The following is a 23496-nucleotide window of genomic DNA, read 5'->3' as shown; positions in this document are numbered from 1 at the left end:
TTCACGGCCTGCGCGCTGGCGCGCAGGCCGGTTTTCCCTTTCATGCCAGCACACCCTTTGAGGAGACAACCATGAAGACATTCCACAACAAACGATTCGCCGTCAAAACCCTGGCCGCCTGCGCGCTGATGGCGGGGGCCCTGGGCTTTTCCGGCATGGCCGCGGCCCAGACCAAACTGAAATGGGCGCACGTCTATGAAACCTCCGAGCCCTTCCACAAATGGTCGGTCTGGGCCGGCGACGAGATCAAGAAACGCACCAACGGCAAGTACGAAATCCAGGTATTCCCGGCCTCCACGCTGGGCAAGGAGGCCGACATCAACCAAGGCCTGACGCTGGGCACGGTGGACATCATCCTCACGGGCGCGAGTTTTGCCGGCCGTACCTACCAGCCGCTGGCCATCGGTTATTTCCCCTTCATCTTCCGCGACGCCGAGCACCAGCTCAAGTTCGCCAACAGCGACGTCTTCAAGGAGCTGGCAGCCGGCTACGACCAGAAAAGCGGCAACCACATCACCGCGCTCAATTACTACGGCGCGCGCCATGTGACCTCCAGCGCGGCGCGCCCCATCACCAAGCCTGAAGACATGAAGGGCCTGAAGATCCGCGTGCCCGACGCGCCGGCCTATATGGCTTTTCCCAAGGCATTGGGCGCCAACCCCACGCCGATTGCCTTCGCCGAGGTCTACCTGGCGCTGCAAAACGGCACGGTGGACGCACAGGAAAACCCGCTGCCCACCATAGAAGCCAAGAAGTTCTATGAGGTGCAGAAAAACATCTCGCTGACCGGCCACATCGTCGATTCGCTGCTGACCGTGGTCTCGGGCCAGCTCTGGGGCAAGCTGACCGCCGACGAGAAAAAGATCTTCAGCGACGTGATGCTGGAAGCCGCCGAAAAAACCGGCCGCGAAATCATCGCCTCCGAGGCCCGGCTGGTCGATGAGTTCAAAAAGAAGGGCAACAACGTGATCACGGTCGACAAGAACGCCTTCCGCGCGGCGGTGCTCAAGAGCACCACACCTGCGGACCAGGGTTACCGCCAGGCCGATTACGACCGCATCATTAACCTGAAATAGGTAGCCGCCCGTAAAGCTACTGAGCGGGCCGATCTCGCGCCTGCGATGCTCGCCGTACTGATGTACGGCTGCGCTTCTCGACGCGACCTCGGCCCGCTCGCTACGCTTTCCGGACGACCTTGCGACGTTGAAATCCCGATAAAGGAAACACGATGACCGAAAAAATCATCAGCGACGACGGTTCATTCCACACCGAGGACGAGGCGGTGGACTTGTCCGCCACCACGGCCGAGGGCTGGGTGGCCCTGGCTTTTTTCTGGCTGCTGGGCGCCACGGTGCTGTACCAGTTCGTCACGCGTTATGTTTTTAACGACTCGGCCGCCTGGACCGAGGAGATCGCGCGTTATGAGCTGATCGCCGTGGTGTTCATAGGCGCGGCCATAGGCGTGGCCAAGAACAACCACATCCAGGTGGATTTTTTCTACCGCCATATGCCGGCAAAGATGGGCCGCATCATGTCGACGGTCACGGACGTGCTGCGCATCGCCTTTTACGGCGCGGCGGTGTTCATGACCTTCCAGATGATGGAAAAGATCGGCAACCAGACCCGCATGACCATTGTGGATCTGCCCATGAACATCGTCTACGGCGTGTGCCTGCTGGGATTTGCCGCCATGCTGCTGCGCTCGCTGCAGGTTGCGCTGGTCCATTACCGCCGCGGCTACAGCGTGCTGGAGCGCCCCGAATCCACCATGCAAGACCGCTGAACGCGACAGATTCCTCATATCATGCTCAAACTATTTTTCCTGATCTTCATGGGTGCCGGCATCCCGGTCGCCATCGCCATGGCGGGCGCCTCGCTGGTCTACATCCTGGTCACCGGCAACCTGCCGCCTTTTGTGGTGATACACCGCATGGTGTCGGGCATAGACAGCTTCCCCTTGCTGGCCGTGCCCTTCTTCATTCTGGCCGGCAACCTCATGAACAACGCCGGCATCACCACCCGCATCTACAACTTCGCGCTGGCGCTGGTGGGCTGGCTCAAGGGCGGCCTGGGCCACGTCAACGTGCTGGGCTCGGTGATCTTCGCCGGCATGAGCGGCACGGCGATCGCCGACGCAGCCGGCCTGGGCACCATCGAGATCAAGGCCATGAAGGAGCATGGCTATTCCTCGGAATTCGCGGTCGGCGTGACGGCCGCCTCGGCCACGCTGGGGCCCATCATTCCGCCCAGCCTGCCTTTTGTGATCTACGGCATGATGGCCAATGTATCCATAGGCGCACTGTTCCTGGCCGGGCTGCTGCCGGGCCTGTTGATGGCGGTGCTGATGATGCTGACCGTGGCCTATTTCGCCCACAAGAACAAATGGGGCGCCGACATCAAGTTCTCGGGCAGCAAGCTGGCCAAGGCCCTGGTCGAGCTGGCGGTGGTGGCGGCCTGGCCGCTGGTGCTGTGGCTGCTGATCACCAAGGCCGGGGCACCCGCCCAGGTCACCGTGATTGCCGGGCTGGTCGCGCTGTTCGTTCTCGACAAGATTTTTAAGTTCGAGGCCGTGCTGCCCATCATGACGCCGGTGCTGCTGATAGGCGGCATGACGACGGGCCTCTTCACGCCCACCGAGGGCGCGATCGCGGCCTGCGTCTGGGCCATGGTGCTGGGCTTCTTCTGGTACAAGGCGCTGAAGTTCAAGATGTTCGTCAAGGTCTGCCTGGACACGGTCGAGACCACCTCCACCGTGCTGTTCATCGTGGCGGCCGCGTCCATCTTCGGCTGGATGCTGACGGCTACCGGCGTGACCACCGCGATCGCCGCCTGGGTGCTGGGCTTTACCCAGAGCCCCTGGGTGTTTTTGCTGCTGGCCAACCTGCTGATGCTGTTTGTCGGCTGCTTCCTGGAGCCCACCGCCGCCATCACTATCCTGGTGCCCATCCTGCTGCCCATCACCGCGCAGCTGGGCATAGACCCGGTGCACTTCGGTCTGGTGATGGTGCTCAACCTCATGATAGGCCTGCTGCACCCACCCATGGGCATGGTGCTGTTTGTGCTGGCGCGCGTGGCCAATCTTTCGGTGGAGCGCACCACCGTCGCCATACTGCCCTGGCTGGTGCCCTTGCTGCTGAGCCTGGGCATCATTACCTACTTCCCCCGGGCAGTACTCTGGTTGCCCAAGATGTTTTATTAACTGGGGTACAACCGTCCATACATTCACGATGACTTCCATGACGACTACCACCAAGCCCCCTGCCACGCCGTTTATTCGCCTTCACCCCGCCGACGACGTCCTGATTGCTCGCGCCCAGTTGGTGGGCGGCACCCAGGTCGAAAACATCACCGTGCGCGGACTGATCCCCTCCGGCCACAAGATCGCCACGCGCGCGCTGGCCGCTGGCGAGCCGGTGCGGCGCTACAACCAGATCATCGGTTTCGCGAGCAAGCCGATTGCGCCCGGCGAGCATGTGCACACGCACAACCTGGACATGGGGCCCGACAAAGGCGCCAGTACTGGGAGTTTTGTGCGCGACTACGCCTTCGGCGCCGACGTGAAGCCGGCGCCCGCCAGGCGCGAGGCGACCTTCATGGGCATCAAGCGGCCCGATGGTCGCGTGGCCACGCGCAACTACATCGGTATTTTGTCCAGCGTCAACTGCTCGGCCACGGCCGCGCGTGCGATTGCCGACCATTTTTCGCGGCAGAACAACCCCTCGGCGCTGAAAGACTTTCCCAACGTCGACGGCGTGGTGGCGCTCACGCACGGCACGGGCTGCGGCATGGACTCCGACGGCCTGGGCCTGCAGATCCTGCAGCGCACGCTGACCGGTTATGCCACGCATCCCAACTTCGCGGGCGTGCTGGTGGTGGGCCTGGGCTGCGAATCCAACCAGATCAATGCCTGGCTGGCCCACGGCAGCCTGCGCGAGGGCGAAACGCTGCGCGTCTTCAGCATCCAGGACACGGGCGGCACGGCCAAGACCGTGGCCAAGGGCATCGCCATGATCAAGGAGATGCTGCCGCAGGCCAACGCTGTGAAACGCGAGCCCTGCAGCGCCGCCCACATCACCATAGGCCTGCAGTGCGGCGGCTCCGACGGCTATTCGGGCATCAGCGCCAACCCGGCGCTGGGCGCGGCGGTGGACCTGCTGGTGGCCCACGGCGGCACCGCCATCCTCAGCGAGACACCCGAAATCTACGGCGCCGAGCATTTGCTCACGCGGCGCGCGGTGCGGCCCGAGATCGCCGAAAAGCTGATCTCGCGCATCAAGTGGTGGGAACACTACACCGAGATCAACGATGGCGAGATGAACAACAACCCCTCGCCCGGCAACAAGGCCGGCGGCTTGACCACCATCCTTGAAAAATCGCTGGGCGCGGTCGCCAAGGGCGGCACCTCCAACCTTGAGGCGGTGTATGAATACGCCGAGCCCGTGGGCGCGCACGGTTTTGTCTATATGGACACGCCGGGCTACGACCCGGTCAGCGCCACAGGCCAGGTGGCCGGCGGCGCCAACATCATCTGCTTTACCACCGGCCGCGGCTCGGCCTACGGCTGCGCGCCCTCGCCTTCGCTCAAGCTGGCCACCAACTCGGCGCTGTGGCAGCGGCAGGAAGAAGACATGGACATCAACTGCGGCGAGATCATCGACGGCGGCGTGTCGGTGCAGGAAATGGGGCAGCGCATTTTCGAGATGGTGCTGGCCACGGCCTCGGGCGAACCCAGCAAGAGCGAAAAACACGGCTACGGCCAGAACGAGTTCGTGCCCTGGCAAGTCGGCGCCGTGATGTAAACCCCACCCTTATCTTCCAAGGCCCATGCAAAAAAACATCCAAGCTTCAGCCCTGCGCGCCCACTGCGCCCGCATCCTCGTCGCGGCCGGCAGCTCGGCGCAAGAAGCCGACAAAGTCGCCTCCAACCTGGTCATGGCCAACCTCAGCGGCCACGACTCGCACGGCGTGGGCATGCTGCCGCGTTATGTGGACGCGGTGCTCGAAGGCGGCCTCACGCCCAATGCGCAGGTCAAGACCGTGCTCGACGCCGGCGCGCTGCTGAGCCTCAACGGCCAGCACGGCTACGGCCAGGTGGTCGGCGAGCAGGCCATGCTGCTGGGCATGGCCCGCGCCAAGGAACAGGGCAGCTGCATCCTGGCGCTGGCCGAATCTCACCACCTGGGGCGTATAGGCCACTTCGCCGAGATGGCGGTGGCGCAAGGCCTGGTGTCGCTGCACTTCGTGAACGTCTTGACGCGCCCCGTGGTCGCGCCCTGGGGCGGCGCCGACGGCCGCTACGGCACGAATCCCTGCTGCATAGGGGTGCCGCTCAAGGACGCCCCGCCCTTTGTGCTGGACTTCGCCACCAGCCGCGTGGCCCAGGGCAAGATGCGCGTGGCCCACAACCAGGGCAAGTCCGTTCCGCCCGGCCTGCTGATCGACGAGCACGGCCAGCCGACCACCGACCCCGGCGTGGTGGTGGTGCCGCAGGCCAATGGTTTTTTCGGCGCGCTCATGCCTTTTGGCGAGCACAAAGGATACGGCCTGGCCGTGGCCTGCGAGCTGCTGGGCGGCGCGCTGACCGGTGGCGGCACGTGGCACCACCCGGCGGTGAACACGCGCGCCGTCTACAACAGCATGCTGACCATCTTGATTGACCCGGGCAAGCTGGGCACGCAGTCGTCCATGGAAACCGAGGCCCTGGCCTTTGTGGAATGGCTGCGCAAAAGCCCGCCGGCCGACGGCGAGCACGGCGTGCTGATTGCCGGCGAGCCCGAACGCCGCGCGCGCGTGGAGCGCGAGCGTGAGGGCATAGACATTGATGCCAGCACCTGGGAAGAAATTGTGGGTGCGGCCGGCAAGGTGGGCCTGGCGAACTAGGCGTTTAGAGCCGCTCACAAAACCCAGCGTAGCGGTCCTGGCTAGGCGCGCCGCCGCAGACAGTGCTACAGCACGGCAAGGCGGCGCAACGACGCCAGGAGGGTTTTGTGAGTGGCTCTAGTCGAACTGCAGGCCGCCGTTGAGGTCCAGCACCTCACCGGTGATAAAGCCGCTCATCGGGTGGGCCAGGAACAGCACGCTGTGGGCCAGCTCTTCAAGCTCACAAAAACGCCCTACCGGGATTTTTTGGCGCAGCTCGGCCTGCCGCTCGGCGCTGACCTGCTCGGTCAGCATCTGGGTTTTGACAAAGGTCGGGGCCAGCGCATTGCAGGTCACGCCGAAGGGCGCGTATTCACGCGCGAAGCTGAAGGTCAGGGAAGTGACGCCTCCCTTGCTGGCCGCGTAAGCGGGCAGCGGTGACAGGCCACCGGTCTTCGCGCCAAAAGACGATATGTTGACAATGCGGCCGAAGCCGCGCGCCTTCATGCCCGGGGCCACGCGCTGGCTCACATAGAACACGCCGTCCAGGTTGATCCTCAGCGTCTTGTGCCAAAGCTCGGGCGTGGTCTGTTCGCAGTTGGCGTACTGCAAAAAGCCCGCGTTGTTGACGCAGACGTCGATGCGGCCGAAGTGTTTCTCAATCTGGTCGCAGGCCGACTGCACCTGGGCGTAGTCGCTCACGTCCATGACAAAACAGGCCAGCCGGTCGCCGTGGTGGGCCAGCTCGGCGGCCACGGCTTCGGTGCGCAGATCGGTGGCCGCGACGCGGTAGCCCGCATCGAGCAACGCGCGCACGGTGGCCAGGCCCATGCCGGCATTGGCGCCGGTCACAAGGGCGACCTGGTCCTGGATGGGGGGATGTTTGGGGATCATGGTTCAGGTGTTTCCGTGTTCAGTGTTGAGGTGGGTGGCATGTCCGGCCTTGAATTGCGCGAGCGCCGCGCCAAGGCCCAGGGCCTGGATGCGTTCCAGCCAGAAGCCCACGCTGGAAACCCAGCGCGGGTTGGCGAGCAGCGCCTCGCCCCAGATGGCCGGTTGCCGCAGCAAAGCCGCCACCGTGGCGGGCGCATCGCCGCGGTGCCGCCGCGCGATGGCTTGCAGGCGTTCGCCGGCAGGGTCTGAAATCGCATAGGGCTGGCCCTGCTCATCTTCGGCCAGCAGGTAGCGCATCCACACAGCCGCCCCGAAAGCCAGCGGCTCGACATCGGCGCCGGCGGCCAGCCGGGTTTGCAGCGTGGGCAGCCAGCGCAGCGGAATCTTGAGCGAGCTGTCCGAGGCGATCTGGTGCACCTTGTGGCGCAAATCCGGGTTGGCGAAACGCGCGAGCAGCGCATCGCGGTAAGCCGGCAGGCCGGGGCGCTGCAGCTGCGGCATCACGATGTCGGTCATCAGGTGGTGCACAAACCAGCGTATGTCGGCATTCGCCACGCAGTCGGCCACCGTGGGCAGGCCCATGACGGCGCCCATCAGCGCGATGGCGGTATGGCTGCCGTTGAGCATGCGCAGTTTGGCCTCCTCAAACGGCCTGACGTCTTCCACCACCTGCACGCCCGCGGCCGCCAGCGCGGCGCCGTCGGCGGGGTCCACGAAGTGGCGCTCTATCACCCACTCCCAGAAGGCTTCAGTGCCCAGGGCGCAAGCGTCGTCCAGGCCCGTCATGCGCGCGGCATCCTCGCGGTGCTGGGCGGTGGCGGCGGGGACGATGCGGTCCACCATGCTGTCGGGAAAAGCGCAGTGGCTCTCTATCCACTGCGCGAGCACGGTGTCCAGGGCCGCGGCCGTGTCCAGGCACAGCTGGCGCAGCTTGCCGCCGTTGCCGCTCAGGTTGTCGCAGGAGGCGATGGTCAGGCCGCCCAGGCCGGCCGCATGGCGCGCGGCCAGGCCGGCCACGAGTTGCGCCGCGAGCACGGGGCCGTAGGCTTTTTCGGTCACCGTGAGCGTGAGCCAGCGGGTGGCGGGCGCGGCGATGGCCGCCGTGACGCGGTCAGGCTCGCGCGCCGCGACGCAGGTGTCCAGCACAGCGCCCACCAGCTGCCAGCGCCGCCCTTCGGCGCTCGCAATTTGCAAGGTGTAAAGCCCGTCCTGGCGGGCCAGCGCGTCGGCCAGTTCGGTGCTGCGCATGGCCACGCCCAACACACCCCAGCGCGTATCGCCGGCCTGGAGCAAGGCGTCAAACACCACAGCCTGGTGGGCGCGGTGGAAGGCGCCCAGGCCCAGATGCAGCACGCCGGGCACCAGGGCGCTTCGCGGGTAATCAGGGAGGTGCAGGGAGGGTGGAACCGCCCGGTCGTCGAGAACGGTTTGGGAGAGTGCGCGCATGCCTGTGGTCTGCCGATGAAAGGACTTTATTGAACAATTGGACTGACCACTTATCCATAGTGGTAAACCACTATTGGCCTTTATTGGCACAGAATCCGATAATTGGTCCAACCACTTTGGAACCCATCATGGCACTTCAACTCATCCAACCGGCTTCCCCTGACGACAGCTCCACGGCGCCCCGGGCGCTGTCCGACCGCTCTTACCAGCGGCTGGCCACGCAGCTGCTGGCGCTGATCGCGCAGGGCGAGTTCAAGCTCGGCGAGCGGCTTCCGTCGGAGCGCGCGCTGGCCGAACGCTTTGACGTGAGCCGCACCTCGGTGCGCGAAGCCATGATCGCGCTGGAGCTGCAGGGCGTGGTCGAAGTGCGCGGCGGCTCGGGCATCTATGTCATGCAGGTGCGCAGCAACTCCAGCACGTCGCCCTTCATCTCCGAAACCGGCCCCGGCCCTTTTGAACTGCTGCGCGCGCGCTGCCTGATCGAGTCGGAAATCGCCTCGGTCGCGGCGGAAACCCGCAAGGACGGCGACCTGGACCGCATCTTCACGGCGCTCAGCGACATGCGCGAGCACATCGACAACAAGGAAGAAAACGAGGCGGCCGACCAGTTGTTCCACCTGCGCATCGCCGAATCCACCGGCAACAGCGTGCTGCTGCAGATGGTGAGCGCCATGTGGGCCCAGGCCAAGGGCCCCGTCTGGACCAAGATAGAGCACCACTTCCACACGCCCGAGCTGCGCCTGGCCTCGCACGCCGACCACCAGCGCATCTTCAAGGCCTTGCTGGCGCGCGACCCGATTGCCGCCAGAGCTGCCATGCGCGCCCACCTCGAACGAGTGATCAGCGAGTTCGCCCAGGCCTGGAGATGACGCCGCTCCACCGCCTTTAAGCACCGAGAGTTCTTCCCCCAACAACACAACGAGAGACAAGATGAACATGCCCAAACTGAAACTCAAATCCACCCTGACCGGCTTGGCGATGGGCCTGGCAAGCGCCGCGCTGCTGGCCCAGACACCACCGGCGCCCGGCGCCAGCCCCCGCATAGACGCGATCAAAAAATCCGGCGAGCTGCGTGTGGGGGTTTTGCAGAACTCCCCCTGGCTGCTGGAGAACACCAGCGGTGGCGGCCAGGCCTGGAGCGGCCCAGCCTGGACGCTGGCGACCGAATACGCGCGCCTCTTGAACGTCAAGCTGGTGCCGGTGGCGGTATCGCACGAGACCAAGGTGCCGGTGCTCGCGGCCAACCAGGTCGACATGACTATCAGCCCGTTGGGCGAGACGCCGGAGCGGCTCAAGGTGGTGGACTTCGTGGTCTATTCGACCACCAGCGTCTGTATGTTCGGCCGCGCGGGCAACGACAAGCTGGCCAAGGTGAAATCGGTGGATGACCTTAACAGCCCCGACATCACGATTGCCTACTTCACGGGCGGCGCCGAAGAGAACTGGGTCAAGGAGCGTTTCCCCAAGGCCAAGTTCCGCGCCGTTGCCAGCTCGGGCGCCACCGCGCCCGTGGAAGAAATCATGGCCAGGCGCGCCGATGCGGCACCCATCAACCGCGTGCCCTGGGTCAACCTGAACCAGAAGGTCAAGGGCCTGACGGTCTACCCGCAGGAGAACAACTGCCAGGGCAGCAAGGAAAAAGCCTCGCCCGTGGGCCTGGCCGTTGACAAGAACCAGCAAGCCTTCCTCGACTGGCTGCGCGCGGTGGAAAAAACGCTGGAACCCAAACTCGCCGCAGAGGAAAAGCGCGTGATCGAGTCGCTCAAGTAAGCGCCAACGCCGCCCCCCCCCGATTTTCAAAATATTCAAAGAGAAAGAGACAACACCATGAACCGCTTCAGCTCCTCCCTGCGCCTGTGCCGCCATTTCGCGCTGGCTGCCGTCGCCGCCGGCGTATCGACCGCCGCCCTGGCCCAGACACCGCCCGCGCCCGGCGCCAGCCCGCGCATTGATGCGATCCGAAAGGCCGGCGTGCTGCGCGTGGGCGTGGTCAACAACCCGCCCTGGCTGGCGCAGAACACCACCGGCGAGGGCGAGCCCTGGTCCGGCCCGTCCTGGCTGCTGGGCAAGGAGTTCGCCAAATTGCTGGGCGTGAAGATGGTGCCGGTTCCGGTCAGCCATGAAACCAAGGTGCCGGCGCTGATCGCCAACCAGATGGACATCATGATCGGCCCGTTGAACCAGAATGCCGAGCGCGCCAAGATCATCGACTTTGTGACCTTCTCGAGCACCGGCGTGTGCATGTTCGGCCGCGCCGACAACCCGAAGTTCACCAACGCCAAGACGCTGGAAGACTTCAACAAGCCCGAGATCACCATGGCGTACTTCTCGGGCGCGGGCGAAGAGCCGCTGGTGCGTGAGCAGTTCTCCAAAGCCAAGCTGCGCGGCGTGGCCAATTCGGGCTCGGTCGCGCCGATTGAGGAGGTGCTGGCCGGCCGCTCGGACGTGGCGCCGCTGAACCGCATGCTTTGGCCCAACATCAACAAAAAGGTCAAGGGCCTGGCGGTGTTCCCGAAAGAAAACAACTGCCAGGACAGCAAGATCTTCGAGATCAAGACCGGCATGGGCGTGAACAAGAACGAGCAGGTCTACCTGGACTGGCTGCGTGAAGTCGAAAAACGCATGGAGCCGCAACTGCAGGCCGAAGAAGCGCGCATGACGCAGAACCTGAAGTAATCCGCGTCCTGTCACATCGCGGCCCTCTGCCTGGCCAGGTGGGCCGCGCCATTCCTCTTTCACCCCGGACGGACTTTCATGGACGTGGATTTTTCACCGATCATCGAGAACTGGCGTTTTTTCGCCGGCGGGCTGGGCATCACTGTCCTGCTCAGCGTGGTCAGCGCGGTGACCAGCATCCTGACCGGGCTGGTGATCGCGCTGCTGCGCCTGTACGGCCCGCGCTGGCTCAGCGCCGTGCTGGTGTTTTACGTGGACACCATGCGCGCCATTCCCATCCTGGTGGTGCTGGTGTGGATTTACTTCGCCTTCCCGCTGCTGGCCGGCGTGACCTTTCCGCCCTTCTGGGCCGCGCTGGTGGGGCTGACGCTGCACATCGCGGCCTATGCTTCCGAGATCATCCGCGCCGGCATTGAATCGATACGCCCCGGGCAGACGCGCGCCGGGCTGGCGCTGGGCATGTCGCGCGCGCAGATTTTGCGCAAGATCATCCTGCCGCAGGCCACGATACGCATGCTTCCGGCCTTCGGCTCGGTGCTGACCATGGCGATCAAGGACACGGCCATCGCCACCGTGATCGCCGTGCCCGAGCTGATGCACCGCGCCGAAACCGTGGCCGGCCAGAGCTACCGGCCGGTCGAGGTGTTCACGGCCGTCATGGTGCTGTACTTCCTGGTGCTGTTCCCGGTGACCCGCGTCGTCGACCGCATGTACCAAAAACTCGCACACCTGGGGCGCTCATGAACTTCGACTGGAACGTCATCTGGACGCATCGCGGCGCGCTGTGGGACGGTGCCCTCATGACCGTGGGCCTGACGGTGCTGACCATGCTGCTGGCCGTGCCGGGCGGCATCCTGCTGGCGCTGATGCGGCTGTCGTCCAACAAGTTGCTGAACTCCATCTCGCTGGCCTTTGTGGAGTTTTTCCGCAACCTGCCGCTGATCCTGGTGATCTACTGGGCGTTTTACGTGATGCCGATCGCCTTCGACGTGCAGTTCTCGGCGCTGACGACGGCGCTGGTCGCGCTGGTGCTGAATATCTCGGCCTACAACGCCGAAACCTTCCGCGCCGGCATCAACTCCATACGCAAGGGCCAGATGGAGGCAGCGCTGGCCATGGGCATGTCGCGCCGCCAGGCCATGTTCAAGGTGGTGATCCCGCAGGCGGCGCGCCGCATCCTGCCGGTGCTGGCCAGCACCTGGATTTCGTTGTTCAAGGACACCTCGCTGGTGTCGGTGATCGCGGTCAGCGAGCTGGCCTATACCTCCATGCAGATACGCGCCCAGACCTTCCGGGTGCTGGAAATGCTGACCGCCATGGCCGCGATTTACTGGCTGATGGGCTACCCCCAGGCAAAACTCGTGGACTGGATCCACAAAAAATACGGAGTCAAAGAATGACATCAGCTACCCCACAAGGCACGGCCCCCGCCGCCAGGGCGCGCAAGGGCGCGGACCAGCCGCCCGTGCTGGTCTATGAAAACGTGCGCAAGCTCTACGGCGATTTTGTGGCGCTCAACGGCGTCTCGCTGCAGGTCAACAAGGGCGAGGTGATGTGCCTGATCGGGCCCTCGGGCTCGGGCAAGTCGACGCTGCTGCGCTGCACCAACGCGCTCGAAACCCTGAACGGCGGGCGCGTGCTGCTGGACGGCATTCCGCTGCCCACGCGGGAAACCGAGGTGCGCAAGGTGCGCCAGCGCATGGGCATGGTGTTCCAGAGCTTTGAGCTGTTCCCGCACAAGACGGCGCTGGACAACGTGGCCATGGGCCCCGTCACCGTGCTGGGCATGAGCGAGGCCGACGCACGCAAACGCGCCATGGTGCTGCTCGAGAAGGTGGGGCTGGAATCCAAGGCCGGCAACTTCCCGGCCAACCTCTCGGGCGGCCAGCAGCAGCGCGTGGCGATCGCCCGCGCGCTGGCCATGGAGCCCGAGGTGATGCTGTTCGACGAGCCGACCTCGGCGCTGGACCCGGAAACCGTGGGCGAGGTGCTCAACGTGATGAAGAAGCTGGCCCAGGAAGGCATGACCATGATCGTGGTCACGCACGAAATGAGTTTTGCGCAGCGCGTGGCGAACTGGGTGGTAGTGTTTGAAAACGGCGCCATCCTGGAGGAAGGCCCGCCCGCGCAGATTTTCGAGCACCCCACGGTGGCGCGCACCCGCGATTTCCTCGGCCACCTGGGATGGAACGGCTGAACATCGCAGCCCGTCCGACTTTCATTTTTTTATCACCCATCGACTTTTCATGAAAATCACCAACGCCCGCGTCATTGTCTGCAGCCCCGGCCGCAACTTCGTCACCCTCAAGATAGAAACCGACGAAGGCCTGACCGGCATCGGCGACGCCACGCTCAACGGGCGCGAGCTGGCGGTCGTGAGCTACCTGACCGAGCACGTCATTCCCTGCCTGATAGGCCGCGACGCGCACCAGATCGAGGACATCTGGCAATACCTCTACAAGGGTGCCTACTGGCGCCGCGGCCCGGTGACCATGAGCGCCATCGCCGCGGTGGACACGGCCCTCTGGGACATCAAGGCCAAGGCCGCCGGCCTGCCGCTGTACCAGCTGCTGGGCGGGCGCAGCCGCAACGGCGTGATGGTGTACGGCCACGCCAACGGCAGCGACATCGCCCACACGGTGGACGAGGTGCTGCGCTACAAGGAAATGGGCTACCAGGCGATACGCGCGCAAAGCGGCGTGCCGGGCCTGGAAAAAGTCTACGGCGTGGGCAAGGGCAGCATGTTTTACGAGCCGGCCGACGGCAACCTGCCCAGCGAGCACGACTGGAGCAGCGAAAAATACCTGCTGCACACGCCCAAGCTGTTCGACGCGGTGCGGCGCGCCGTGGGGCCGGACATCCATTTGCTGCACGACGCCCACCACCGCCTGACACCCATAGAAGCGGGCCGGCTGGGCAAGTCGCTGGAGCCGTTTCACCTGTTCTGGCTGGAGGACGCGACGCCGGCCGAAAACCAGGAGGCTTTCCGCCTAATACGCCAGCACACCACCACCCCGCTGGCCGTGGGCGAGATCTTCAACACAATCTGGGACTGCAAGGACTTGATCCAGAACCAGCTAATCGACTACATACGCGCCACCGTCGTGCATGCCGGCGGCATCACCCACCTGCGGCGCATCGCCGACTTCGCATCCCTGCACCAGGTGCGCACCGGCTGCCACGGCGCGACCGATTTGTCACCGGTGTGCATGGGCGCGGCACTGCACTTCGACACCTGGGTGCCCAACTTCGGCGTACAGGAATACATGCGCCACACCGAGCAGACCGACGAGGTCTTCCCGCACAGCTACCGCTTTGACAAAGGCTTTATGCATTGCGGCGAGACGCCGGGCCACGGCGTGGAGATCGACGAGAAGCTGGCCGCCAAATACCCGTACCAGCGCGCCTACCTGCCGGTGAACCGCTTGCAGCATGACGGGACTCTCTGGAACTGGTGACGAGGTTCACCCCTATCGGACGCACACTTCGTGTCGCGCCTTTTCCCCTTCCAGGGGACGGGCGCCTTGGAACCGGCAAAGCCGGATCCCGGCCCCCACTGGAGGAAGAATCACCCCTATCGGGCGCCTGCGGCCTGGCAAAGCCAGTTCCACGGCCCCACTAGATAGGAGTCGTCTGCTTTAGGCCAGGATCGTCGCCAGGCTGGCTTCGAGGTGCTCGGACGGCAGGCGCTTGAAGCCCGAGCGGGCAAAACGCTGCAAACGCCCGACCATAAAGGCCACGATGACCGAGGCGCGGACCTGGGCGTCCACCGTGGGGGTGGCGGCGCCGCTGGCGGCTGCCGCGTCGCGCAGGCTTTGCTTGAGGCTGGATTCCAGTTTGTCGAAGAACTGGTTCATGCGCTCCTGCAGGCGCTCGTTTTCAAACACCAGGGCGTCGCCGACCATGACGCGGGTCATGCCGGGGTTTTTCTCGGCGAACTGCAGCACCATGACCACCAGCTTGCGGGTGCGAATCGAGTGGTCAGGCTCACGTTCGCCGATCTGGTTGATCAGGGTGAAGACGCTTTGCTCTATGAATTCGATCAGGCCCTCGAACATCTGGGCCTTGCTGGCGAAATGGCGGTAAAGCGCCGCTTCACTGACCTCCAGCCTGGCCGCCAGGGCCGAGGTGGTGATACGTTCGGCGCCCGGCTGCTCCAGCATGGTCGCCAGCGCCTGCAGGATCTGGACCCGGCGCTCCCCCGGTTTGGGGCGCTTGCGCACCGCAGGCTCGGCGGAGGCTGGCGTAGCCTGGGGGCTCAGTTCGGATTCAGGCGCAAGGTCGGACATAGGCGATCGAGTGGAGAATGTTTCAAAAAACCGGATATCGTTGCAATTCATTCTCGCACAGGGAAGTGACGGTTCAGGGCTTGAGCAGCCCGGGTTTTAACGCGTGAGGCGTAGCTACAACGTTCTGTTTCGTAACAGCGAGCGCTCACTGTGGCGGGCGGACTACAAACTCAGGCGCACCCGCAATCCGCGCGGTCCCGAGGCCTCGGTGCCGCCGTCGCCCAGTTCCAGCTGCGAATGGTGGACGCGGGCAATTTCGCTGGCGATGGCCAGGCCCAGGCCGTTGCCCTCGCCCTCCGTGCCCTGGACCCGGTAAAAGCGCTGCAAGGCCTTGGCGCGCTCATCGGGCGCAATGCCGGGGCCGTCGTCCTCAACTTCCAGGAACACGCCCCAGCGCGGATGCTCGGGGTCGCCGCCGGCGTCCGGCGGCGGCGTGCCGGCACTGAGGCCGCAGCGCAGGGTGACGGTGCCACCGGCCGGCGTGTACTTGACGGCGTTGTCGACCAGATTGCCCAGCAGTTCGCGCAGCAGCCACTCGTAGCCCGTGGTCTGGGCGGGCTCGGCCTCCAGCCCCAGGTCTATGCCCTTGCGGGCGGCGGCGTCCAGATGCAGCGGCAGTATGGACTCACACAGGTCCTTGAGGTCCACCCGCTGCATGGGCTGGGCGGCGGCGGCTGTGGCGTCGGCGCGCGACAGCGCCAGCAGCTGGTTGGCCAGCTGCGAGGTGCGCCGGGTCGCGTTGCGCAGCTTGGTGATTTTCTCGGCCGACAGCGTGACGGCGCCGTCCGAACCCGCGGCCTGCGCCACCCGGGCCGCCTGGGCCCAGGCCTCGACCTGCGCCTGCAAGCCGGCGAGCGGTGTGCGCAGTTGGTGGGCGGCATCGGCCACAAAACGGCGCTGGCCCTCGGCCTGGTCGTTCACCAGGCTGAACAGCCGGTTCAGTGCGCTGACCAGCGGCTGGACTTCGGCGGGCGTGGTCTGCGGGTCTATGGCGCTCAGGTCGCGCGGGCTGCGGCGCTCCACCGCGTCCTTGAGTTCGATCAGCGGCTTGAGCGCGCGCGTGACGGCCCAGTTGAGCGCAAAACCCGCGGCCATCACCAGGATGAGGTTGGGCAGTATGACTTTGAGCAGCACGGAGCGCACCCACTGCTGGCGCGGGTCCGAGCCGTCAGCCAGTTGCACGATCAGCTCGCCCGCGGCCGTGTTCGCGCGCTGGGCCGCAATGCGGTAGGTCACGCCCTTGTGTTCGATGCTGTGGAACTCGGTCTCATGCGTGGCCGGCAGGAGTTCGGGAATCCATTCCTCTCCCGCCATGAATTCACCCTGGACATCGGAGATCCGGAACCCGGCGGAGCCTATGCGGCCCTTGAGGAAGTCGTCCACGGGGGGCGCCAGCAGCAGCAGGGGTTCGCGCCCGCCGGGCGTGATGCCGGGCCCGACCACGGAATCGGCCAGCAGCGGGATCAGCCGCGCCAGCTGCTGGTCTTTTTGCAGCGCGACGTTGCCGGCGGTCTGGTAGTCGAAGTAAACGCTGACCAGCGCAAAAATCCCCAGCGGCACCAGCAGCAGCAAGAGCAGGCGGCGCTGCAGGCCGGACTTCATGGCCGGCGGCACCAGGCGGCTGTTGCCGGCTCGCGCGGCCAGGACGGCCAGGCGGGCCTTGAGGCGGTCGGCCCAGGAACGGCCGGGGGTGTCCATGCGCGCGGCGCTTACTCGGCACCCGCGCCGGGCAAGCCGGGCGCGGCTTCCGTCAATTCCAGGCGGTAGCCAAAACCGCGAATGGAGCGCACGGCAATGCCGTGCGGCTCCAGCTTGCCGCGCAGGCGCGAGATATAGACCTCGATGGCATTGGGCGTGATCTCCTTGTCCCAGCCGGTCATGGCCTGCAGGAGCTTGTCCTTGCTGGCGGGCTTGGGGGCGTTAATCAAGAGGTATTCCATCACCGTCCATTCGCGCGGGCCGAGCTCTATCAGCTGGCCGTTGGCGCGCGCCTCGCGGTTGGCGGTGTCCAGCTCCAGCGCGCCGAAGCTCAAGGTAGCGCTGGTGGCGGCCTGCGAGCGGCGCAGCAGCGCGCGCAGGCGCGCCAGCAGTTCGGGCAGCTCAAAGGGTTTGACCATGTAGTCGTCGGCGCCCAGGTCCAGGCCCTGGACACGGTCCTGAAGGGCGTCGCGCGCGGTCAGGATCAGCACCGGCATGGCCAGGCCGCCGCGGCGCAGGCGCCGGGTCAGCTCCAGCCCGTCTATGCGCGGAAGGCCGATGTCGATGATGGCGGCGTCAAAGGTTTCGCCCTGCAGGACTTCCTCGGCCCGCTCGGCGCTGCCGACCCAGTCGACCGCATAACCGGCGTCGCTAAGCCCCAGCTTGATGCCGCTGGCCACCATCACGTCGTCTTCAACCAGGAGGAGTCGCATCACGAATTGTCCGGTTCGCTGCCAAATGCTTATCTACAGAGCGCCCGGCCTGTCCTTGTTCTTTTCGGCCCCGCGCCGGTCCGCCAGCCCGCAGTCTGACAGAGTCGCACTTTCACCAGGCTGACGGCGGGCGGCCGCCGGCCTTCCCGCCGCTTTTCTCAGTGCGAACGGATCATGGTGCCGTAGGCCTGGTCGGTCAGGATCTCCAGCAGCATGGCGTGCGGCACCCGGCCGTCGATGATGTGCACCGAGTTCACGCCGCTCTTGGCGGCGTCCAGCGCGCCCTCGATCTTGGGCAGCATGCCGCCCGAAATCGTGCCGTCGGCGAACAGTTCGTCGATCTCGCGGGCGCTCAGGTCGGTGAGCAGCTCGCCGGCCTTGTTGAGCACGCCGGGCGTGTTGGTCAGCAGCACCAGCTTCTCGGCTTTGAGCACCGTGGCCAGCTTGCCGGCGACCACGTCGGCGTTGATGTTGTAGCTCTCGTTTTCCTCGCCGAAGCCTATGGGGCTGATGACGGGGATGAAGGCGTCGTCCTGCAGGGCCTTGACCACGCTGGGGTCTATGCTGACGATGTCGCCGACAAAACCGATGTCGTGCTCCTTGGAGGCGTCGTCCTTGTCCAGCATCTTGAGCTTTTGCGCGCGGATCAAGCCGCCGTCACGCCCGGTCAGGCCCACGGCCTTGCCGCCGGCCTGGTTGATCAGGCCGACGATGTCCTGCTGGACCTGGCCGGCCAGCACCCATTCGACGACTTCCATGGTTTCCTCGTCGGTAACGCGCATGCCCTGGATGAAGTGGCCTTTTTTGCCCAGGCGGTTCAGCGCGGCCTCGATCTGCGGGCCGCCGCCGTGCACTACCACCGGGTTCATGCCCACCAGCTTGAGCAGCACCACGTCCTCGGCGAAGTCGGCCTGCAGGGCCGGGTCCGTCATGGCGTTGCCGCCGTATTTGATGACCAGGGTCTTGCCGTGGAACTTGCGGATGTAGGGCAGGGCCTGGGCCAGGATTTCGGCTTTGTCGCGCGGGCCGACGTGGGAGAGGTCAGGATCAGTCATGGGGGTGTCGCTCATGGCCAAAGGTCTAAAAAGAGAGAAGAGAGGATGGCGCCATTGTGCAACATAGCCGGCGCTTCCAAGGCACCGGGCTGCCGGGTCAGCGCAGCGTGGTCAGGTAGGCCGGATCAAAGCGGCCCGGGCGGTAGCCGAAGTCGCGCGTGGCGTCCTGGTGGTCGAACACCAAGTCGGCCTGCATGCGCAGGGCCATGTCGGCCGTCAGGTGCGAAAAGCGCGGATGCAGCCGCGCCAGCCGCACCGCGACACGGAAGGCCCAGATCGGGACGGGGATGAACACCGGCTTGCGGCCCAGGGTCTCAAAAATGCGCCGCACCATGTCGACATAAGCCAGGGTTTCGCCGCCGCTGAGGTTGTAGGCCTTGTTGAAGCTGGCGGGCACGTCCAGGCTTTGCACGCAGGCCAGAGCCAGGTCGCGCGCATTCACCGGCTGGCGCCGGCCCAGGGCCTGGCCAAAGCGCGGAAAAAAGCCGAAGCGGCGTACCAGGCGCGCGATGTCGGCCACGTTGCGGTCCCCGCCGGCGCCGCCGTAAATCAGCGTGGGCCGGAAAATCGTCCAGGCCATGCCCAGCCGCTCGCATTCGGCGGCCAGGTGCTCCTCGGCCGCGATCAGCTTGTTGACCACCTCCAGCTCATAAGGGCTGGCCGAGGCCAGCTTGGTGAAGCGGCTGGTCGAGCTGAAGGCAATGACGCGCCGCACGCCGCGGGCATGAAACTTCTCAAGCCAGCCCGGCAGCAGCCAGAGGCTGGCGGTGTGGATCAGGGCATCGGCCTGGACTGCCGGGACGTCTGAGGCCTTGTCGGCCAGGTCGAGGAAATGCCAGGCGCAATTTTCACCCGCCACCGGGTTGCGGCCCAGGGCCTGCACGGCCACGCCGCGTTCATGCAGCAGAGGCAGCAGCAGCGACCCGATGGTGCTGGTTGCGCCCGTGACAAAAACCCCGCCCTGCCGGCCTGTCGCCATCGTCATTCCTTGAGCAGTTGCCGCACGGTCTTGCGCAGCGCGCCGTCGACCGAGACCGGGGGTTGCCAGCCCAGCAGGCGCCGGGTCTTGGTGATGTCGACCTGCAGGGTTTCACACAGGCGCTGGACCACGGCCTCCTTGCCCAGCACGCGGCCGCCCATCCTCAGGATGAACATGGGCACGGGCAACAGGAACGCGGGCCGGCCGAAGGCCGCCGCCGTGCGCTGCAGCAGCGCGGTGACCGTCAGGTCTTCGCCGTCGCTGACCAAAAACGTCTGGTTGGCCGCGGCCGGATGGCGCAGGCAGGTGGCGATCAGGTCCACCAGGTTGTCGATCGCGACCAGGCTGCGCTGGTTGCCCAGGGAGCCGAGCGGCAGGGGAATGCCCAGCACCACCCACCGCATCATGGTGTGGAAATTCGCCTTCACCCCGGGGCCGTAAACCAGCACGGGCCGGATGATGACGACCTCCATGCCGCTTTCTTGGGCCAGCTGCATCAGCGCCTGTTCCGCCTCGAGCTTTGACACACCGTAGGAGTCCATGGGCACGGGCGTGTCGTCCGCCTCGAAGGGCTGGCCCACGGGCGTGGCTTCCCCGTTGACCTTGACCGAGCTGACAAAAACAAACCGTTTGACGCCGGCCGCGGCGGCCTGGCGCGCCAGGTTCATCGTCAGCGCCACGTTGATGCGGCGAAACTCCGCCAGCGGGTCCAGCGCGGTCTCGCGCATGAGGTGCACCCGCGCCGCCAGGTGCACGATGCTGTCGACACCCGCCAGCGCGGCGGTCCAGTCGGTCTGCTCGTCCATGTCGCCCAGCGCCAGGTGCTGCACGGCCGCAGGGCCGCCGGTGCCGGAGTTCTTGCGGACGGCGCCCAGCACCTCATAGCCGCGGGATGGCAGGTCGGCGCAGACGGCCTGGCCGATAAATCCGCTGGCCCCCGTGACCAGCACGCGGTGGCCTGAAACGGCGGTGGAGCCGTCGGCCGGAGCCGGGTCCATGATGGGCGGCGCCGGGGGCAGTTCGGCGGCGGGCCTGCTGCGGAAAATCCCGCCCCATTTGCGCCAGTAGAGCCAGCCCGACTTGACCGTGATCAGCTTGGAGCGGAAGGAGCGGTGCGTATCGCGCGCCCACTGGTGCACCACGCGGACGGCGGGCACGTAGACCACGCGGGCCGTCTTGAGCATTCGCCGGCCTATGTCCGCGTCTTCGTAATGCAGGAAGAAGTCCGGGTCAAAGCCGCCTATGGCCTGCAGCGGCGCGGTGCGAAAGAACATGAAGCACCCCGTGGGGTACTCCAGAGGATGGATCACCTTGTCATAGTCGCAGTCGCGCATCTCGAACTCGTCAATGACGAAACCCAGCTTTGACTGCAGCCACGGCGGCGAGAAACTGCGCAGGAACATGACCAGCAAGGTCGGGTTGCGCTTACAAAGGTAATGGCGCTCGCCCTCCTCGCCATAGACGGCGGGGCTCAGCAGGCCCACATCGCGGTGGCCCTCCATGAAACGCAGCGATTCGAGCAAGGCGTCGGCATCGACAAACAGGTCGGGATTCACGACAAGGTGGTAGTCGGAGCGAACGCCTTCAATGACGAGGTTGTTGCCGCGGCCGTATCCCACATTACCCGCCGCGTTCAGCAGCCGCAGCGTCCAGTCCGGCGCCGCCGGCCGCACGCCCTCCAGCCACCCGGCCAGCTGGCTGTGCACGGCCGGCTCGTCCGAGTTGTCGACCAGCGTCAGGGACCACTCGAGCGCGTAGTGCTGCCCAGCAAGCTGCGCGGCCTTCTGCAGCGCCAGCAAGGTGCGTTCGAGCGTCGGCAAATCGGGTTTGTAAACCACCAGCGACGCGCTGATCACCAGGGGCTGGCTCATGGCGCCGTTTCCCCGGAAGCGCCTGGGCCCTTGAGCGGCGCGATGGTCGCCGGCACGCCCACGGCCAGCGAAAAAGCCGGCACGTCGCGCAGCACCACGGCGTTGGCGCCTATCTTGGCGTGGTCGCCGACCGTGATGTGCCCTATCACCTTGGCGCCGGCACCTATGAGCACATGGTTGCCGATGACGGGGCGCTCGGAGACGGTGAAACCCATGTCGGGCTCGCTGGTTCCCAGGGTCACGCCCTGCATGATGGTGCAGTTGTCGCCGATGCGCGCAGCGCCCAGGACCGTGCCGACGGTGTGCGGCAGGAACAGGCCGCCGCCTATCTGCACCTGTGGAGACACCTCGATGCCGAAAACCAGGACGTTGAGCATGGAGAAGAACTTCGCGAGCAGGCCCCAGCGCCGCTCATGAAAAAACTCGGCAAACCGCAGCAGGGCGACGGGCGCCATCCGCGGGTTGAAGCAGGCGAGGACCAGCGTGGCGGTGGACACCGCCCCCTGGTGGCCGCGCATGCCGTAGTAGCGCTCGATATCGGACCGCAATTTCTTCACAGAACCACTTTCTTGTAGGCGAACAATGCCGCGAGGCTGGCAGCCACGCCCATGGCAAGGCACAGCCACGTGGCGAGTTCCGAGTATGCCGACTGCGGACCCGCGGACGCAAATGCCAGGTAAAACAGCGGCGCCGTCCCGGCCGCCAGGAAAGGCCAGATCTGGCGCCGCCGCATGAGCTTGTTTTTCATCCGCGCATATTCCACCACGAATACGAGGTAAAGAAAATTCGGCACGACAAAAGCCCAGCTCAGCGCCTCCAGCGAGCCGAAGCTGCCCAGCGCGTAGCGGGTCGCGGCCAGCAGCGACAGGTTCAGGGCCACGTCGGACACCACCAGCACGCGCGAATTGCGCGTCGCCAGGATCATGGTTCCGTAGACCCATGAAGCACCCCGGAATATCACCGCGATGACCAGCACCATCAACACCTGGCCCGAAGCCTGGAATTGCGGGCTGTACAGCAGCGTGATCAAAGGCGCTTTCAGCAGCACCATCGCGTGGCAGATCAGGATGCTGGCGCCCAGTACCAGGTAGGCCGTCTTGAGCATGCAGGCCTTCTGCGCCTCGGGGCGGGTCGCGGCCGTCAGCATCGGCAGGTAGATGGCGCTGCAGGCCGTGAGGAACAAGGTGGTGTAGTTGAAGGTCAAAGTCCAGCCGGCGTCGAACAGCCCCGCAAAGGCCAGCCCCTTGGCCTCGATCACCCAGGACCGTATCAGCAGCAGCGCGATGGTGGTCGACAGGGCCGCCACCAGGTTGGAAAGGGCGAAGCGCACGAAAGCGCGGCTTTGCGCCTTGGGCAGGGGCTCAGGCCGCGCGGCCCCTGCCGCCAGCCCGGGCAGGCGCGAGACACCCCACGCGCCCACCAGGCAGGTCACGCCAAAACACAGCACAAAAGCGGCCGCCAGCAATTCCGGGTCCGGCGCCAGGCGCCACCACCCGGCGAAGGCGAGCAGCGCCACCAGCGCGACGGGGCCGGCAATCTGCGCCAGGGCCAGGTAGTGGTAAGAGCGGTAGCCGTTGAGCACGGCCAGGGCGTAAGTGCCCGCGACGTTGAGCAGCACGGCCAGGGCGATCCAGCGCACCGTCGCCACGAGCTCGGGGGCCTGGGACGACAGGAAGAATTGCGTCAGCTGAGGCGCCGCGGCGGCGATGGCCAGCACCACGGCCGCGCCCGACAGGCCGATGAGCCTGGCAGCAGTGGCGCGGAACTGCCTGCGCGCCGCTTCATCCCGGCGTTCAGCCAGCCCCTGGACCACCGAATTGGTCCCGCCGAAGGTGGCGCCCACCGTGGCGGCCTGGGCCATCTGCCGCAGCTGCGAGAACAGGCCGACACCTTCGGGCCCCATCCAGTAGGCCATGGCCTTAAAACTCAGGAGCCATAAAAAGGCCGAGCCAAAGACACCCGCGGTACTCGCGAGAACGCCGCTTTTCAGGCTTGCCGGGAGCGCACGCATGCGGC

At 65.6% G+C, this 23496-nt stretch carries 22 protein-coding genes; 12 read left to right on the top strand and 10 right to left on the bottom strand.

The genetic code is table 11. The annotated features are described in order from the left end of the window. Nucleotides 1-71 precede the first annotated feature (71 nt). The 5 genes from BLQ85_RS08940 (at nucleotide 72) to BLQ85_RS08920 (ending at nucleotide 5880) form a co-directional block, all read left to right on the top strand. The gene (locus tag BLQ85_RS08940) at nucleotides 72-1076 is read left to right on the top strand and encodes a sialic acid TRAP transporter substrate-binding protein SiaP (RefSeq protein ID WP_074576017.1); all 1005 of its coding nucleotides are present in this window, start codon (nucleotides 72-74) and stop codon (nucleotides 1074-1076) included. A gap of 152 nt (nucleotides 1077-1228) precedes the next feature. Further along, nucleotides 1229-1783 carry a TRAP transporter small permease gene (locus tag BLQ85_RS08935; protein WP_074576015.1) on the top strand — a complete coding sequence of 185 codons (555 nt, stop codon included), beginning with the start codon at nucleotides 1229-1231 and terminating at the stop codon, nucleotides 1781-1783. A gap of 21 nt (nucleotides 1784-1804) precedes the next feature. Then, nucleotides 1805-3199 (top strand): TRAP transporter large permease, encoded by a 1395-nt coding sequence (locus BLQ85_RS08930; RefSeq protein ID WP_074576012.1) that lies wholly within the window; start codon nucleotides 1805-1807, stop codon nucleotides 3197-3199. Nucleotides 3200-3236: 37 nt separating this feature from the next. Then, nucleotides 3237-4799: a UxaA family hydrolase gene (locus tag BLQ85_RS08925; protein ID WP_074576777.1), complete on the top strand. Its 1563-nt coding sequence runs from the start codon at nucleotides 3237-3239 to the stop codon at nucleotides 4797-4799. Nucleotides 4800-4824: 25 nt separating this feature from the next. After that, nucleotides 4825-5880: a malate/lactate/ureidoglycolate dehydrogenase gene (locus BLQ85_RS08920; RefSeq protein WP_074576010.1), complete on the top strand. Its 1056-nt coding sequence runs from the start codon at nucleotides 4825-4827 to the stop codon at nucleotides 5878-5880. Nucleotides 5881-5997: 117 nt separating this feature from the next. On the opposite strand, the gene BLQ85_RS08915 is transcribed toward BLQ85_RS08920, so the two are convergent. Further along, nucleotides 5998-6753 carry an SDR family NAD(P)-dependent oxidoreductase gene (locus BLQ85_RS08915; RefSeq protein ID WP_074576008.1) on the bottom strand — a complete coding sequence of 252 codons (756 nt, stop codon included), beginning with the start codon at nucleotides 6751-6753 and terminating at the stop codon, nucleotides 5998-6000. Nucleotides 6754-6756: 3 nt separating this feature from the next. Beyond that, nucleotides 6757-8199 (bottom strand): mannitol dehydrogenase family protein, encoded by a 1443-nt coding sequence (locus BLQ85_RS08910; protein WP_074576005.1) that lies wholly within the window; start codon nucleotides 8197-8199, stop codon nucleotides 6757-6759. Nucleotides 8200-8327: 128 nt separating this feature from the next. Here BLQ85_RS08910 and BLQ85_RS08905 point away from each other — a divergent pair, with 128 nt between their 5' ends. The 7 genes from BLQ85_RS08905 to manD all read left to right on the top strand — a co-directional run bounded on the left by BLQ85_RS08905 (nucleotide 8328) and on the right by manD (nucleotide 14333). Beyond that, nucleotides 8328-9068: a FadR/GntR family transcriptional regulator gene (locus BLQ85_RS08905; RefSeq protein ID WP_074576774.1), complete on the top strand. Its 741-nt coding sequence runs from the start codon at nucleotides 8328-8330 to the stop codon at nucleotides 9066-9068. Nucleotides 9069-9135: 67 nt separating this feature from the next. Continuing rightward, nucleotides 9136-9969 carry a substrate-binding periplasmic protein gene (locus BLQ85_RS08900; RefSeq protein WP_074576771.1) on the top strand — a complete coding sequence of 278 codons (834 nt, stop codon included), beginning with the start codon at nucleotides 9136-9138 and terminating at the stop codon, nucleotides 9967-9969. Nucleotides 9970-10026: 57 nt separating this feature from the next. Continuing rightward, nucleotides 10027-10875 carry a transporter substrate-binding domain-containing protein gene (locus tag BLQ85_RS08895; RefSeq protein ID WP_074576003.1) on the top strand — a complete coding sequence of 283 codons (849 nt, stop codon included), beginning with the start codon at nucleotides 10027-10029 and terminating at the stop codon, nucleotides 10873-10875. 78 nt (nucleotides 10876-10953) lie between these two features. Then, nucleotides 10954-11619, top strand: coding sequence for an amino acid ABC transporter permease (locus BLQ85_RS08890; protein ID WP_074576001.1), 666 nt, complete (start codon nucleotides 10954-10956; stop codon nucleotides 11617-11619). Next, entirely contained in the window at nucleotides 11616-12275 is a 660-nt protein-coding gene (locus tag BLQ85_RS08885) for an amino acid ABC transporter permease (protein WP_074575999.1), read from the top strand. Before BLQ85_RS08890 ends, BLQ85_RS08885 begins: the two co-directional genes overlap by 4 nt. Then, nucleotides 12272-13072: an amino acid ABC transporter ATP-binding protein gene (locus tag BLQ85_RS08880; protein ID WP_083336800.1), complete on the top strand. Its 801-nt coding sequence runs from the start codon at nucleotides 12272-12274 to the stop codon at nucleotides 13070-13072. Before BLQ85_RS08885 ends, BLQ85_RS08880 begins: the two co-directional genes overlap by 4 nt. A 49-nt stretch (nucleotides 13073-13121) precedes the next feature. Continuing rightward, complete coding sequence (gene manD / locus BLQ85_RS08875; RefSeq protein ID WP_074575996.1) at nucleotides 13122-14333, top strand: D-mannonate dehydratase ManD; 1212 nt, start codon at nucleotides 13122-13124, stop codon at nucleotides 14331-14333. 180 nt (nucleotides 14334-14513) lie between these two features. Here manD and slmA read toward each other — a convergent pair whose 3' ends face one another. From slmA to BLQ85_RS08830, 8 genes are all read right to left on the bottom strand, one after another. Then, nucleotides 14514-15164, bottom strand: a complete 651-nt coding sequence (slmA, locus tag BLQ85_RS08870) for a nucleoid occlusion factor SlmA (protein WP_139200934.1) — start codon at nucleotides 15162-15164, stop codon at nucleotides 14514-14516. Between the two features lie 162 nt (nucleotides 15165-15326). Beyond that, complete coding sequence (locus BLQ85_RS08865) at nucleotides 15327-16766, bottom strand: sensor histidine kinase (protein WP_074576765.1); 1440 nt, start codon at nucleotides 16764-16766, stop codon at nucleotides 15327-15329. A 107-nt stretch (nucleotides 16767-16873) separates the two neighbouring features. Then, the gene (locus BLQ85_RS08860) at nucleotides 16874-17575 is read right to left on the bottom strand and encodes a response regulator (protein ID WP_074575994.1); all 702 of its coding nucleotides are present in this window, start codon (nucleotides 17573-17575) and stop codon (nucleotides 16874-16876) included. 158 nt (nucleotides 17576-17733) lie between these two features. Further along, a complete protein-coding gene (argB, locus tag BLQ85_RS08855) occupies nucleotides 17734-18630 on the bottom strand; it encodes an acetylglutamate kinase (protein ID WP_074576764.1) in 897 nt (298 codons plus the stop codon). A gap of 97 nt (nucleotides 18631-18727) precedes the next feature. Then, nucleotides 18728-19609 (bottom strand): NAD-dependent epimerase/dehydratase family protein, encoded by an 882-nt coding sequence (locus BLQ85_RS08850; RefSeq protein WP_074575992.1) that lies wholly within the window; start codon nucleotides 19607-19609, stop codon nucleotides 18728-18730. Between the two features lie 2 nt (nucleotides 19610-19611). Next, nucleotides 19612-21480: an NAD-dependent epimerase/dehydratase family protein gene (locus BLQ85_RS24960; protein ID WP_083336799.1), complete on the bottom strand. Its 1869-nt coding sequence runs from the start codon at nucleotides 21478-21480 to the stop codon at nucleotides 19612-19614. Next, on the bottom strand, nucleotides 21477-22037 hold the full coding sequence (locus BLQ85_RS24915; RefSeq protein ID WP_305790507.1) for a serine O-acetyltransferase: 561 nt from the start codon (nucleotides 22035-22037) through the stop codon (nucleotides 21477-21479). The genes BLQ85_RS24960 and BLQ85_RS24915 overlap by 4 nt, the downstream gene beginning before the upstream one ends. Beyond that, nucleotides 22034-23491, bottom strand: a complete 1458-nt coding sequence (locus BLQ85_RS08830; RefSeq protein WP_139200933.1) for an MATE family efflux transporter — start codon at nucleotides 23489-23491, stop codon at nucleotides 22034-22036. The genes BLQ85_RS24915 and BLQ85_RS08830 overlap by 4 nt, the downstream gene beginning before the upstream one ends. Nucleotides 23492-23496: the final 5 nt, after the last annotated feature.

This window comes from Polaromonas sp. JS666 (genome assembly GCF_900103405.1).
Lineage (GTDB): Bacteria > Pseudomonadota > Gammaproteobacteria > Burkholderiales > Burkholderiaceae_C > Polaromonas.
The sequence above is the reverse complement of the archived record's forward strand: the minus strand, read 5'-3'. Positions and strand labels throughout refer to the sequence as shown.